Source organism: Micromonospora vulcania, from assembly GCF_042658605.1.
GTDB lineage: Bacteria > Actinomycetota > Actinomycetes > Mycobacteriales > Micromonosporaceae > Micromonospora > Micromonospora vulcania.
The window spans coordinates 1-12902 of sequence record NZ_JBHSQS010000029.1 but is presented as its reverse complement, the minus strand read 5'-3'; the positions used below and the strand labels follow the sequence as shown (position 1 = coordinate 12902).

Below are 12902 nucleotides of genomic sequence, written 5' to 3'. Positions count from 1 at the left end.
GGCCTAGGCTCAGCGAGCAGGAGAATGTCGCCGGTGGGGCGACCCCCCACCGGGACTAGAGTGTTCCACCGGGGGTGCCCAGCGATGGGCCGGCACGTGGAGGTACGGCCATCGAAAGCCAGAACAGCGGCGAGTCGCCCGGCGTGTCGCGCTCCGGCGACCAGTCGGGCAACGCCGCCAACCAGTCCAACGGCGGCCAGGTGGATGCCTCCGGCTACGCCGCCATCCGATCGGTGCTGCGGATCCGACCGTTCCGACGGCTCTGGATCGTGCTCGGTGCGGCCTCCTTCGGTGACTGGCTCGGCCTGCTGGCCACCGCACTCTTCGCCGCCTCCCAGGTGCAGGGCAGCACCGCCCAGGGCGCCGCGTTCGGCGGGGTGACCGCGATCCGGCTGCTGCCCGCGTTGGTGCTCGGCCCGGTGGCCGGCGTCTTCGCCGACCGGTTCGACCGGCGCTGGACGATGGTGATCTGTGACCTGCTGCGCTTCGTGCTCTTCGCGTCCATTCCGCTCTACGCCCTCACCGGTGCGGCGGGCGGCCTGGTGGTCGGCTGGGCGCTGATCGCCACGTTCCTGATCGAGTCGATCACCCTGCTCTGGATCCCGGCCAAGGAGGCCGCGGTCCCCAACCTGATCCCGCGGGCCCGGCTGGAAGCGGCCAACCAGCTCACCCTGATCACCACGTACGGCCTCACCCCGGTCGCCGCCGCCGTCGGCCTCGCCGTGCTCGACCGTGGCGTCCGTGGTGCCGTCGGCGGCGACCTACCCTCCTGGGCCGAACCGGCCCAGCTCGCGCTCTGGATCAACTCCTTCTCCCGGCTCGCCACCGCACTGGTGGTGGCATTCGGGATCAAGGAGATCAGCGAGGCGCAACGCGGTGAGGCCGAGCGTGCCGAGCAGAGCATGTTCCGGCAGTTCGCCGAGGGCTGGAAGTACATCGGCCAGACCCCGCTCGTCCGTGGCCTGGTGCTGGGCATCTTCGGCGCTTTCGCAGGCGGCGGCATCGTGGTCGGCACGGCCAAGTTCTTCGCCAACTCGCTGGGCGCTGGCGACGCCGCGTTCTCGCTGCTCTTCGGCGCCATCTTCGTCGGCCTGGCGCTCGGCATCGGGCTCGGCCCGATGATCGTCAAGGAGATGTCCCGGCGTCGCTGGTTCGGTATGAGCATCGTGCTGGCCAGTGCCTCGGTGATGGCCCTCGCCTTCGCCATCCACCTGTCCATGGCGATCGTCGGCGCGGTGCTGGTCGGCGCCGGCGCCGGGATGGCCTTCCTGGCCGGCACCACGCTGCTCGGTGGCGAGGTGGCCGACGAGGTACGCGGCCGGGTCTTCGCGGTGGTGCAGATCGGCACCCGGCTGGTGCTGATCCTGGCCATCGGGTTGAGCAGCGTGTTGGTCGGCGTCGGTGGCTCCCGCAAGCTGACCATCGCCGACCTCGGTATCTCCGTCTCCTCCACCCGACTGCTGCTGCTCGCCGCCGGTGTCGCCGGCATCTTCGCCGGGATCAGCGCGTTCGGCCAGATGGACGACAAGAAGGGTGTCCCGGTCCTCGCCGACCTGTGGGGCTCGATCCGGGGTCGCCCGCTGATGCCGTCCGAGCCGTTCGTCTCCGCCGGGCTCTTCGTGGTCTTCGAGGGCGGCGAGGGCGCCGGCAAGTCCACCCAGCTCGCCGCCCTCGCCGAGAAGCTGCGCGGCGAGGGGCGGGACGTCGTGGTCACCCGCGAGCCGGGGGCGACCGCGGTCGGTCAGCGGATCCGGTCGCTGGTGCTGGACACCTCGGGCGACGAGGCACCCTCGCCGCGCGCCGAGGCGCTGCTCTACGCCGCCGACCGGGCGCACCACGTGGCCACCGTGGTTCGGCCCGCACTGGTCCGGGGCGGCGTGGTGATCAGTGACCGGTACGTCGACTCGTCCCTGGCGTACCAGGGTGCGGGACGGACCCTCCCGGTCGACGAGGTCTCCTGGCTCTCCTCCTGGGCCACCGGTGGGCTCAAGCCCGACCTGGTGGTGCTGCTGGACGTCGAACCGCGGGTCGGCCTGTCCCGGGTGGCCTCGCGCAGTGCGGCCGCCGATCGGTTGGAGGCCGAGTCGATCTCCTTCCACGAGCGGGTCCGGTACGCCTTCCTCGACCTCGCCGCCGCAGACCCGAAGCGCTACCTGGTGCTCGACGCGTCCCGGTCGACCGACGAGATCACCGGGCAGGTGGTCCGGCGCGTCGAGGAGATGCTCGGCAAGCCGGGCGGCATCGTGCACCCCCGTCCGGCTCAGGGTCCGGACACCTCGGTGCAGCCTGAGTTATCCGACGCGGAGCTGGTGACGATGGAGCATCGACCCTGATGCCGGACGTCTTCGCCGACCTGGTCGGTCAGGACGAGGCGGTCCAGGCGCTGCGCCGGGCCGCCGCCGCGGCGTCCGCCGTACTGCGCGCTGGCGCGGCCGACCGGGCTCCCGCGCTGATCGCCGCCGCTCCGGTCGGCGGTGCCGCCGCGCCCGACGGGGTGGATCCGTCCGCCGGGATGACCCACGCCTGGATCTTCACGGGCCCGCCCGGCTCCGGCCGTTCGGTGGCGGCCCGCGCCTTCGCCGCCGCCCTGCAGTGTGTGCACGGCACCGGCTGCGGCGAGTGCCCCGGCTGCCACACCACGATGGGTGGCACCCACGCCGACGTCCGGATGGTGGTGCCGGAGGGGCTCTCCATCGGCGTCAATGAGATGCGCGCACTGGTGCTCCGCGCGGCCAGCACCCCGTCCGGCGGGCGCTGGCAGGTGGTGGTCATCGAGGACGCCGACCGGCTCACCGAGGCGGCCGGCAACGCGCTGCTCAAGGCGATCGAGGAGCCCCCACCGCGTACGGTGTTCATGCTCTGCGCCCCGTCCACCCACCCGGACGACGTATCGGTGACCATCCGGTCGCGCTGTCGGGTCGTACCCCTTCGGCAGCCGCCGGCCGCGGCGGTGGCCGAGGTGCTGGTCCGTCGGGACGGCGTCGCGGCCGACGTGGCGCAGTGGGCGGCGGCCGCCGCGCAGGGCCACGTGGGTCGGGCCCGCCGGCTGGCCCGCGACCCGGAGGCCCGCAAGCGGCGCGAGGCGGTGCTCGCCGTACCCCGCCGGTTGACCGGCGTCGGCGCGGCGTTCGACGCGGCGTCCGCGCTGATCGAGGCGGCCGAGGCGGAGGCCGAGGCGTCGGTCGCCGAGGCCGACACGGCCGAGCGGGCCGCGCTGGAGACGGCGCTCGGCGCGGGCGGCACCGGCCGGGGCGCGGCCGGCGCTATGCGGGGTGCTGCCGGGCAGCTCAAGGAGCTGGAGAAGCGGCAGAAGTCGCGGGCCACCCGGGCCCAGCGGGACGCTCTGGACCGGGCGCTGGTCGACCTGGCCGGCTTTTATCGGGACGCGCTCACCATGGCGCTGCGCGCACCCGTCGCCCCGGTGCACACCGACACCGCCGCGCTGGCCGGTGCCGGGGCGCAGAAGTGGGACGCCGAGGGGGCGCTGCGCAGGCTGGAGGCCGTGCTCGCCTGCCGGGCCGCGATCGAGGTGAACGTGAAGCCACGGATCGCCGTCGAGGCGATGATGCTCGCCCTCTGGAAGGGCTGACCCGCAGCTCCCGGCCCTGGTCCCGTCCCGTGGTCCGGGTCATCCACAGGCATCGACACGCCCGATTGCTGTGCGGTACGGTCCGGTGTGCCGTGGTGACGGTGACGGCACGCTCAGTGATGGCTCATCCGGGAGGAGTCGGCCGATGCCGCGGGGGGAGATCGACGAAGCCTGGATCGAAGAAGCGGTGCGGCGTTACCGCCGGATCGAGTCACTCCAGGCGGAGTTCGACCAGGCGGTGTCGACCGTCGAGGTGACCGTCCGATCGCCGGACGGGCTGGTCGAGGTGGTGGTCACCGCCGGCGGGCGGATCACCGACGTCCGGTTCCTCGGTCCGCTGCACAGCCGCAGCCCTCGGGACGTGGCCGGCTCGGTGCAGGCGGCGGTCACCGCGGCGGCCGACGCCGCCGAGTGGGCGCGGGAGAAGCTGCACAACGAGACGTTCGCCGCCTACCGACCGCTCGCGGGAGCCTGAGATGGATACCCTGCACGCGCTCTCCGCCCGGTTGGACGAGGCGAGCGCCACGCTCATCGCCCTGTCCCACTCGGTCACCGCGAGCGACCCGGCCCAGGCCGCGTTCGGCGCGGACGCTCCGGGGCGGCCCGGCGAGCTCGGCCGCGCGCTGCACCGGCAGTGGACGGCCGCCACCGAGGACCGGGCCCGTGAGGCGCGAGCCGCCGCCGGCCGGCTGGCCGCTGCCGCCACCGCGGTGCGCGAGGCCGCCGACCGCTACGGCGAGGTCGACCGGGCCGCCCGCCGCCGGCTCACCGGGGAGTCGTGATGGACCCGCTGGACCGGCTCGCCGAGCCCGGCCTCGACCTGCTGCGTCGGGTGGACACCCTGCTCGCCGCCGGTGTCCCCGAGGGGCACCGGGTCTGGCCGTTGCTGCGCCGGATGCAGGTGCTCCCGGGCGATGCGGTCCGCGGCTTCCTCGACCTCCACCCGGCGCCGCTCGCCGGTGCCGGGCACGCGGTGCGCCGGCTGGTCCGGGGGTACGACGACGTCTCCGCCGCGCTCACCGATCCGGTGCTCTGGTCCGGTCCGGCCGCTTCGGCGTACGGGCAGGAGCGGACGGCTCTGCTGCGCCACCTCGACGAGGGGCCGGAGAGCCTGGTCGGGCGGCTGGAGTCCACCGCCGGTTACGCGGATGCGCTCGCCGACTGGGTCGAGGGCAGCCGCCTCGCCTTGGCCCGCACACTGGCCGACGTGCTCCGTTCTGCCGAGGCGGTCACCGTGGTCGCCACCACCGCCCCCGGCGTGCCTCCTCGACCCGGGCCGCTCGGTACCGGGGTGGCCGACGCGGCCGAGATCGCCGCGCGGGTGCTGGCGGTGCTCTGCGTCGCGTACGACGGTGCGGAGACGCTGCTGCGCCAGTGGGCCCCGAGCCTGGCCGAGTCCGCCTGGCGGCCGGCACTGGACGGTCGGCCTCGACACGACCAGCCGACCCGGGTCGGCTGGTAGCTGGCCACCAAGCCCCGGACAGGCCACGGCGTCGCTCGCGACGCGCAGCCTGAGCCGGCACCAGCGGCGACGCCGTGGTCTTCCCCCTGCACCCCCCGCAGGTCTGCCTCCACTCAACGCTGCCCGAGCGCGTTTGTCCCCTGTCGAGGCCAGGATTCAACCGTCCGGGCGAGGGCTAACGGCACGACGGGTGGCCCGGTCAATCGGTCAAGTCGACGGTCATGGATGGAGCGGGGCGTAGTCGTCCGGCGACGACCCGCGCGCCCCTCGGCCGTGTCGGGTCGTAGGGTGGGGGGATGGGCATGCTCTGCGCGGTCAGCTTCAACCGGTACGGGCGCCTCTACTACCTGGACCCCGGCGAGCTTCGCCCGCAGGTCGGCGACAAGGTGCTGGTGCCGACCGACGACGGCCCCGAGGTGGCCGAGTGCGTCTGGGCCGCGCAGTGGGTGACCGAGGAGACCGATGGTTTCCCTCGCCTGGTCGGGCTGGCCGGCGATGACGACCTGCGCCGGGACGAGGCGTTGCGTCGGCGCAAGGCCGAGGCAAAGGTGGCCGCCAAACGCCTGATCCGCGCGCACGGCCTGCCGATGAAGGTGGTGGCGGTCGACCACGTGCTCGGCTCCGCCGAGGGTGGCGGTGAACGCAGCACGGTCTACTTCACCGCCCCGCACCGGGTGGACTTCCGCTCCCTGGTCCGCGACCTGGGCGCCACCCTGCACTGTCGGGTCGAGCTGCGGCAGCTGTCCGCGCGGGACTCGGCGCGAGTGCAGGGCGGCATCGGCTCGTGCGGTCGGGACCTGTGCTGCGCGACGTTCCTCACCGACTTCGAGCCGGTGACCATCCGGATGGCCAAGGACCAGGACCTGCCGCTCAACCCGCTGCGCATCTCCGGTGCGTGTGGCCGCCTGATGTGCTGCCTGAAGTACGAACACCCGCTCTACCAGCGATTCCAGGAGACCGCCCCGGCCGTGGGCAGTCGGGTCTCGACGCCGGAGGGGGACGGCCGCGTGGTCGGCCACAGTGTCCCCCGCGACGCGGTCACGGTGCGGCTGGACGCCGACGGCTCCCGCTGCTCCTGCTCCCGCGCCTCGGTCTGCGCCCCCCGCCAAGCCCACGACCAGCACTACACCCCCCGCCCCTCCGAGAGTTGATCAAGAGGCTTCGGTCATTGCTTGCCCGATTCCTGACGCGGACCTCTTGATCACCTGCGTGACGTCAGCGCGGGTTGGGGGAGGGGTCAGGGGTTGAGGACTATGGGGGGTTCGGCCAGGTGGGGGGTTAGTGGGGGTTTGGGGCTCAGCCAGCTTGCGGTTGGGGACTCATCGGGGTTGACCTGCCAGTCGCGGGCCACCCGGTCCACCGCCACCGGGTAGATGGTCAGCGTGCCGTCCGGGTCGATGCGGAGCCGCAGGAACGCCTTGGAATCCTCGATGCCCTGGCCGGCGAACAGTTCGTTGACGTTCACCCCGAACGATCCGGCCACCAGCAGGTACACCGCCACCAACTGGCTGGCCACCAGGCCGCTGATCGGGCCGTAGAGCACCACCGCGGCGACCGCCGGCAGCGGCCACGGCCAGTCGTAGAACGGCAACGCCAACCAGGCCCAGGTGCCGGCCGCGGCCAGCGCGACATGCGCCAGGCCGTGGCCGACGCCGAGGATCCAGTGCCGCGCGTGCCGCTTGCCGCTCGCGCTGGGCGGCTTGGCGAACAGGCCCGCCGCCAGCACCGTGACGAGCACCATCAAGACCAGCGGTACGCTGACCAGCCGCTGCGCGGTGGTGTCCGCCCAGTTCGCCACCGCACCGGCCATGGCCAGCATCAACAGCGTGTGCAGGGTGCCGAGCAGCGTGGTGAAACCGGGATTGCGGAACGGCAGCCGGGGGAAGATGCCCCAGCCGTAGCGACGGGAGCGGGCGGCGTCCGGATAGCGGGCCACCAGGTCGTACGGCTGGGTGGGGCTGGACCGCCGGGCCAGGGTGTCCCGCGGCGGCACCTCGATGCGCTCCGGCAGCTTGTGCGTGGGGTACAGGTAGGCGCCGCCACCACCGCAGGTGATCAACTGCCGATCCGGTCCCGCGTAACGGGCGTAGTGGTGCAGGTCGCCGGAGAGCAGCAGCCGGACCTGCGCCCCGGTGGGAGCGATGATCGTCCGGACGAAGTAGTCGATCGAGTCGTACGCCATCGGTTGGTCGGCGGCCTTGACCCACGTCGGCGACGGTGCCGCGAGGATCACCTTGGAGTCCGGCCCGAGGCGCCGGGCCACCTCGTCGAAGTAGGTCAACTGCGGGTCGTCCAGGTACGAGCCGGACTGGTCGTCGACGCCGAGCAGCCACCAGTCGGCCGGTAGCTCCACCGCGAAGTACGACCGGGACTGCCCGGTGCCCCAGCCACCGAAGTGCCGGTCCCGGGAGCGGACGAACAACCGCAGGAAGGCGGTCAGCCCGTCGTACCAGTCATGGTTGCCCGGCACCGCGTAGAGCGTGGGCTCCTCCGGCGGGGTCGCCGGCAGCGCGGCCTGGTACGGGCCCTTGCACCGGTCCTCGTACGAGGCGTAGGCCGCCGACGGGTACACCTGGTCGCCACCCATCACCAAGGTCTGCGCCCGGGGCAGCCGGTGCCCGTCCACGGTCAGCTCCGGCTGCGCCAGCAGGTACGCCACGGAGTAGGTGGCGTTGAAGCCGTCACCAAGGTCAGCCACGTAGTCGAGCCAGAGCCCGCCGTCCGGCCCGACCTCGCGGAAGACGCCGTCGCCGAAGGCGTACTGCAACTCGCGCTTGTCCAGGTACGCGCCGAAGAGCATCGCCAGCAGCGTCCGGATACCGGTGCTGATCAGCAGGAACGGTGCCAGCCACGGCACCGGCTTGCGTGGCGTGAAGCCCAGCTCCAGCGGGTCCGTGGTGCGCGGGCGGTGGGCGGCCCGATCCCCGGCCTGGTGGTCGGGGTCGCCGAGGGGGGCGCGTTCGTCGCTCACCCGCCGCAGCGTAGTCCCGACCTCGAAGATCTGCCGTCCAGTAAACGTTCAGATAGTCGCCGATGTCCGGTTGGCGGTGGCGGGTGGAGAGGGGGTATCCCGTTCGGTCGGTGGCCGACGGGTGCCGTACACTTGCTGATCGTTGCCGCCTTAGCTCAGTCGGCTAGAGCGACGCACTCGTAATGCGTAGGTCGACGGTTCGATTCCGTCAGGCGGCTCGGTACCGAAGCCCAGGTCATTGGCCTGGGCTTCGCCGTTTCCCAAGGTCAATCGGGCTGCCGCCGTTGGTGGCGGTCCGCAGATGGTCCGCACCCCGCGCCGCGCACGCTTCGTCCAGTCGGGTGGCGACCGCGTCAAGGCGGCCCGCAAGCGGGCCGCGCCGGCCCGGCCCCGGCCTGCTGGCGACCTCCGGCCGGCATCGGCCGGGCCGGCCGGCCACGCTGACGGGACACAAGACTTTGAAGACCTCGGGGCTCCGCCCCGAACCCCGGTCCTCCTCAGAGATCGGCTGGGAGATCCGCCAGTCGCACCAGGGGAAAGCCACTCGCTTTCCCGGAACGGTGCCTGCCAGCATGTCCGGGTGAATTCACCCCTGGTCACCCTGCGCGCGATGCGTCCAGACGAGTACGAGAACTACACCACGCGACGGGACCTGGCGTACGTCCAGGCCCTCGCCGAGACACTGCCGGCCGAAGCCGCGATTGAAAAGGCGCGAGAGGATCGAGCCCGGTTTCTGCCCGTGGGTTTGGCGACGGAACGTCATCGTCTTCTGGCAGCGGAGAACACCGCAGGCCAAGTCGTCGGCTACGCGTGGGTCGGGCTGGAGGAGCCACGCACCAAGACGACCGACACAGCGTGGCTGCACGACATCAGCGTGGAAGAGCCCTACCGGCGATCCGGCTATGGGAGAGCGATCCTCTCGGCCGTAGAGGCGGTGGCACGGGAAGCGGGTGCGAGTCGGCTCGGCCTTAACGTTTTCGGCGATAACGCGTCCGCGATCTCCCTGTACCAGACGAGCGGCTACGAGGTCACGGCCCAACAGATGGCGAAACGCCTGTAGTCGATAGGGCGGCCCGCCGCGACCGCGGGACGGTCCGCATCCAGTCCGCAAGAGGTTCACGGACAGTGGGGAGCGGCGAGAGATGTCGGAAGGCATTTCCGCTGCGAGAGCTCCATGTGCCCAGGTCTGCGGGTCGCCCATCTTGATCTCGTAATGCGTAGGGCGACGGTTCGATTCCGTCAGGCGGCTCGGCACGGAAGCCCAGGTCATTGGCCTGGGCTTCGCCGCTTCCTGGGGTCATCATGTCGCCGTGGGTGGTTGGCATCAGCCGCCACTGCCAGCCTCGCTGCCTGGGTGCCGCAGGTCAGCTAGAGCAGTACGATCTGACCGGGCAGTTCAGGCGAACCGGACAGCACTGTGCGGAGTGTGTTGATCTTCGGGAACTCGCTCACTCCTGCCTCGCCTCACAGACTCCGCCACTCCGAGTCGTCGCCGAGGATCCGGTCAAGTGCCTCGACCGCCAGCTGCGGCAGGTCGCCGTCCAGGTCAAGAGATTCGCCCAGCAAGCAGGAAGTCTGCTGCGTGCGGCGAGGCCATCCGTCGTCGAGGTGTCCGGTCTTGCGTGCCGCCGTTATCAGGGCAGCACGAACCTGGTCGGCCGAGCAGACGGGTCGGCGTCAGGGGCGGACGCGAGGACGCGAGGACGCGGTCGGGCTTCGGGCTCGAGTCAGATGTTCAACAGGCCGCCGTTGCGTAGGGCGTCGTCCTTGATCGCGATGAGATTCGCCGAGACGTACGGGATGTTGTGCGTCTTGTGCCACTCGCTCGGGAAGTACGTGACCAGGCGCGATGCCTGGAATCTGCATCTGATTTCGGGTACGAACCGAGAATAGTTGGCGTCCGTGAAATACCAGAACGAGTTCTCGTTGTAGAACGCCACATGCGTCGGATCCTGGTAGGCGCCCCGACCGTCGGTGCTGGGTGTCAGCGACAACAGCATCCCGTTCGGCGCGAGCAGTCGGTACAACTCGTTGAACAGTGCGATCTTGTCCGTAATGTGTTCCAGGAAGTCGGCAGCGCGAATGACCCCGACGCTGTTGTCCGGCAGGTCGACGCCCTTGGTCACGTCGCAGACCATGTCGACGCCCGACCCGTCGCGGTAGTCCAGGCCGAGATAACCCTCCGGCTTGTTGTGGGCTGCGCCCAGGTCGAGCGCCAGGAGCCCTTGTCGCCGTGACCAGGCCAGCGCGTTATGTTGGATGTTCCGGTCGTAGATCTCCACCGTACGCTTTTGAATGCGGGCGTTGTAGTCCGGGTCGCGCTGCGTGTTCTTGGCATGCATGCGCTGCAGATAGAGGCATTTCTGAATGTGGTGGAACTCGCTCACCTGGTAGAGCCGGGCCATCAGATCCGCGTCATCAGCGACGTCGAGCGACTCGTCGTATCCGCCGACCTTCTCGTAGATGTCCCGGCGGAAGGCCCGCACATGGTTCGGTGCGTACCAGATGTAGCTGACATTGTGCGGCGTCGGCGGCAGTGCGCGGCAGACCAGCACCTCGCGGCCGTCCACCTTCTCGTCGTAGTGCCGCCAGCCGAACGAACTCGCGAAGCGGTCCTCGCAGCGGCTGCCGTCCTCCTGGACCTGCGCGGTGTCGCTGTAGACGAATCCCACCTCCGGATTGGAGTCGAAAGCGTTTACGATTTCCTGCAGGCAGTCGCTGCTGAGCAGATCGTCGTCGTCAAGCTCGACCAGGATTTCACCGGTGGCCTCGGCGCAGGCGTACCCCTTCACGGCGCCAATGCCGTTCAAGTTGTCCTGGACAATGAGCCGAACTCGATCGTCGTGCTTCTCGGGCCGCCAACGAGACCCCTGGTTGAGAATGACGACCCATTCCCAGTCGGTGAAGGTCTGCGCGATCAGTGACTGAAAACATTCGTCGATGAACCGGGTGCGGTTGCTCCCCGTGAAGACCGTTACGCGCGGCGTACGCATGAAACCCCTCACCTACCCGCTCGAGTCGAGGATGATGCCTTCGGGGTCGGGCGGTACTTTTCCGGAACGCCCGAGGCGAGCCCCTTGTCCAGCCGGATCGCCGCATTGAAGGCGTCCCGGGCTGCCGCGTCGTCACCAGACTGGGACAGCAGCATTCCCAGCCTGAGGTAGGCGGTCGACGACTTGTTGTCGATCGACACGACCTTGCGGTAAATGTCTATCGACGTCGTCGGAGCCTTACCTTCCAGTGCAATGGCCTTGTTGTAAAGGGCCGGCTTGTAGTTCGCGTCGGCCGCCAAGGCCTTGTCGTAGTTGCTGATCGCCTCGTCGGCCTGGTTGCGCGACTGGGCGATGAAGCCCAGGTTGAACCATGCGAATTTGTTGTTGGCGTCGGCGTCCAGCAACCTCTCGAAGGTGGTTTTTGCCGCTTCGAGGTCACCGGCTTGACCCTGCTCGACGCCGATCTTAAGCAAATCCGCCGGCGCGGTTCCGGTGCTGGTGCCGCCGTTTGCCTTGTCGCTGTTGCCGGCATTGCTCGTCTGCGGCTTGTCAGCAGGCTTCTCGCTGCATGCCGGGACTCCGGTCAGCAGGACCGCACCACAGGCAAGTGACCCGAATATCAGGCGCGTGCTCATTTCTACTCCTCGACGGTAACGGGGCGATCCGACTCGCTATACGGCCGGCTGGAGTTGCTACTGTTGGCCGTCGCGCGGCCAGACGTGTCGGCTGCGGGCGCAAACGCGAGCGGTGTGGTGGGTGAGATGCAGGACACCCAAATGGTGGCACCTCCGCCGGTAAAGACGAATTGGTAGCCACTAATCGAGAGCGGCTGGATCTGCACCGGGTTGACGCCCGCACCCGAGAGTTGATATCCGGACCCGACAGCAATGTCTCCGGGCACACACCCGAAATCAACGGGGGTATCCGCAATTATGGTCAGCGGGCCCTGAATGTAGGCGGACTGGATTCCGTTGCCCGAAAAGCCCTGTGGGCCTTGCGCGCCGGTGTCGCCCTGCGGGCCTTGCACCCCCTGCAGGCCCTGCGCACCTTGGGTCCCCTGGAATCCCTGAACGCCCTGCGCGCCGGTGTCACCTTGGGCGCCTTGTGCGCCGGTGTTGCCCTGGGTGCCCTGGAATCCCTGAACGCCCTGCGCGCCGGTGTCACCTTGGGCACCTTGTGCGCCGATATTGCCTTGTGCGCCCTGTGTGCCGGTGTCGCCTTGAACGCCCTGGGCACCGGTGTTGCCCTGTGCGCCTTGAGCTCCGGTGTTGCCTTGGAATCCCTGGGCGCCTTGCGCGCCGGTGTCGCCTTGGGCGCCTTGTGCGCCGGTGTTGCCCTGTGCGCCTTGAGCTCCGGTGTTGCCTTGGAATCCCTGGGCGCCTTGCGCGCCGGTGTCGCCTTGGGCGCCTTGTGCACCGGTGTCGCCTTGGGCGCCTTGTGCGCCGGTGTTGCCCTGTGCGCCTTGAGCGCCGGTGTCGCCTTGAACGCCCTGGGCACCGGTGTTGCCCTGTGCGCCTTGTGCGCCGGTGTTGCCCTGGGTGCCTTGGAACCCCTGGGCGCCTTGCGCGCCCGTCTCGCCTTGGGCGCCCTGTACGCCGGTGTTGCCCTGTGCGCCCTGGGCACCGGTGTTGCCCTGCGCGCCTTGAGCGCCGGTGTTGCCCTGTGCGCCTTGTGCGCCGGTGTCGCCTTGGGTGCCTTGTGCGCCGATGTTGCCTTGCGCGCCCTGTGCGCCCTGTGCGCCGGTGTCGCCTTGAACGCCCTGGGCACCGGTGATGCCTTGTGCGCCTTGTGCGCCGGTGTTGCCTTGGGTGCCTTGTGCGCCGGTGTCGCCTTGAGCGCCCTGGGCGCCGGTGTTGCCCTGTGCGCCTTGTGCGCCGGTGTTGCCCT

11 protein-coding genes and 1 tRNA gene are annotated in these 12902 nt (G+C 70.1%); 8 read left to right on the top strand and 4 right to left on the bottom strand.

Annotated features, from left to right (window positions below; genetic code table 11):
* The first annotated feature begins 233 nt into the window (after positions 1-233).
* The 6 genes from tmk (at position 234) to ACFQGL_RS28605 (ending at position 6202) form a co-directional block, all read left to right on the top strand.
* Positions 234-2333: a dTMP kinase gene (tmk, locus tag ACFQGL_RS28630; RefSeq protein ID WP_377515746.1), complete on the top strand. Its 2100-nt coding sequence runs from the start codon at positions 234-236 to the stop codon at positions 2331-2333.
* Entirely contained in the window at positions 2333-3589 is a 1257-nt protein-coding gene (locus ACFQGL_RS28625; protein WP_377515700.1) for a DNA polymerase III subunit delta', read from the top strand. Before tmk ends, ACFQGL_RS28625 begins: the two co-directional genes overlap by 1 nt.
* A 145-nt stretch (positions 3590-3734) precedes the next feature.
* A complete protein-coding gene (locus ACFQGL_RS28620; RefSeq protein ID WP_053659404.1) occupies positions 3735-4064 on the top strand; it encodes a YbaB/EbfC family nucleoid-associated protein in 330 nt (109 codons plus the stop codon).
* Between the two features lies 1 nt (position 4065).
* Positions 4066-4371: a hypothetical protein gene (locus tag ACFQGL_RS28615; RefSeq protein WP_377515699.1), complete on the top strand. Its 306-nt coding sequence runs from the start codon at positions 4066-4068 to the stop codon at positions 4369-4371.
* On the top strand, positions 4371-5051 hold the full coding sequence (locus tag ACFQGL_RS28610) for a hypothetical protein (RefSeq protein WP_377515697.1): 681 nt from the start codon (positions 4371-4373) through the stop codon (positions 5049-5051). The genes ACFQGL_RS28615 and ACFQGL_RS28610 overlap by 1 nt, the downstream gene beginning before the upstream one ends.
* 296 nt (positions 5052-5347) lie before the next feature.
* Positions 5348-6202: a PSP1 domain-containing protein gene (locus ACFQGL_RS28605; RefSeq protein WP_377515696.1), complete on the top strand. Its 855-nt coding sequence runs from the start codon at positions 5348-5350 to the stop codon at positions 6200-6202.
* Between the two features lie 86 nt (positions 6203-6288).
* On the opposite strand, the gene ACFQGL_RS28600 is transcribed toward ACFQGL_RS28605, so the two are convergent.
* Positions 6289-8022, bottom strand: coding sequence for a metallophosphoesterase family protein (locus tag ACFQGL_RS28600; RefSeq protein WP_377515695.1), 1734 nt, complete (start codon positions 8020-8022; stop codon positions 6289-6291).
* 144 nt (positions 8023-8166) lie between these two features.
* Here ACFQGL_RS28600 and ACFQGL_RS28595 point away from each other — a divergent pair.
* Together ACFQGL_RS28595 and ACFQGL_RS28590 are read left to right on the top strand one after the other, a co-directional pair.
* A tRNA-Thr gene (locus ACFQGL_RS28595) sits at positions 8167-8240 on the top strand.
* 392 nt (positions 8241-8632) lie between these two features.
* Complete coding sequence (locus ACFQGL_RS28590; protein WP_377515745.1) at positions 8633-9082, top strand: GNAT family N-acetyltransferase; 450 nt, start codon at positions 8633-8635, stop codon at positions 9080-9082.
* A 667-nt stretch (positions 9083-9749) separates the two neighbouring features.
* On the opposite strand, the gene ACFQGL_RS28585 is transcribed toward ACFQGL_RS28590, so the two are convergent.
* The 3 genes from ACFQGL_RS28585 to ACFQGL_RS28575 all read right to left on the bottom strand — a co-directional run.
* The gene (locus ACFQGL_RS28585) at positions 9750-11015 is read right to left on the bottom strand and encodes a glycosyltransferase (protein WP_377515694.1); all 1266 of its coding nucleotides are present in this window, start codon (positions 11013-11015) and stop codon (positions 9750-9752) included.
* 8 nt (positions 11016-11023) lie between these two features.
* Positions 11024-11650, bottom strand: a complete 627-nt coding sequence (locus ACFQGL_RS28580) for a tetratricopeptide repeat protein (protein WP_377515693.1) — start codon at positions 11648-11650, stop codon at positions 11024-11026.
* Positions 11651-11652: 2 nt separating this feature from the next.
* Positions 11653-12902: putative sodium/potassium/calcium exchanger (locus ACFQGL_RS28575; protein WP_377515692.1), on the bottom strand; the 1250-nt coding region annotated here is incomplete at its 5' end.

Excerpts from the sequence above, each read along its gene's own strand:
- ACFQGL_RS28625 (WP_377515700.1), top strand. The coding sequence starts at position 2,333 with ATGCCGGACGTCTTCGCCGACCTGGTCGGTCAGGACGAGGCGGTCCAG.
- ACFQGL_RS28620 (WP_053659404.1), top strand. The coding sequence starts at position 3,735 with ATGCCGCGGGGGGAGATCGACGAAGCCTGGATCGAAGAAGCGGTGCGG.
- ACFQGL_RS28615 (WP_377515699.1), top strand. The coding sequence starts at position 4,066 with ATGGATACCCTGCACGCGCTCTCCGCCCGGTTGGACGAGGCGAGCGCC.
- ACFQGL_RS28610 (WP_377515697.1), top strand. The coding sequence starts at position 4,371 with ATGGACCCGCTGGACCGGCTCGCCGAGCCCGGCCTCGACCTGCTGCGT.
- ACFQGL_RS28605 (WP_377515696.1), top strand. The coding sequence starts at position 5,348 with ATGGGCATGCTCTGCGCGGTCAGCTTCAACCGGTACGGGCGCCTCTAC.
- ACFQGL_RS28590 (WP_377515745.1), top strand. The coding sequence starts at position 8,633 with ATGCGTCCAGACGAGTACGAGAACTACACCACGCGACGGGACCTGGCG.
- ACFQGL_RS28585 (WP_377515694.1), bottom strand. The coding sequence starts at position 11,015 with ATGCGTACGCCGCGCGTAACGGTCTTCACGGGGAGCAACCGCACCCGG.
- ACFQGL_RS28580 (WP_377515693.1), bottom strand. The coding sequence starts at position 11,650 with ATGAGCACGCGCCTGATATTCGGGTCACTTGCCTGTGGTGCGGTCCTG.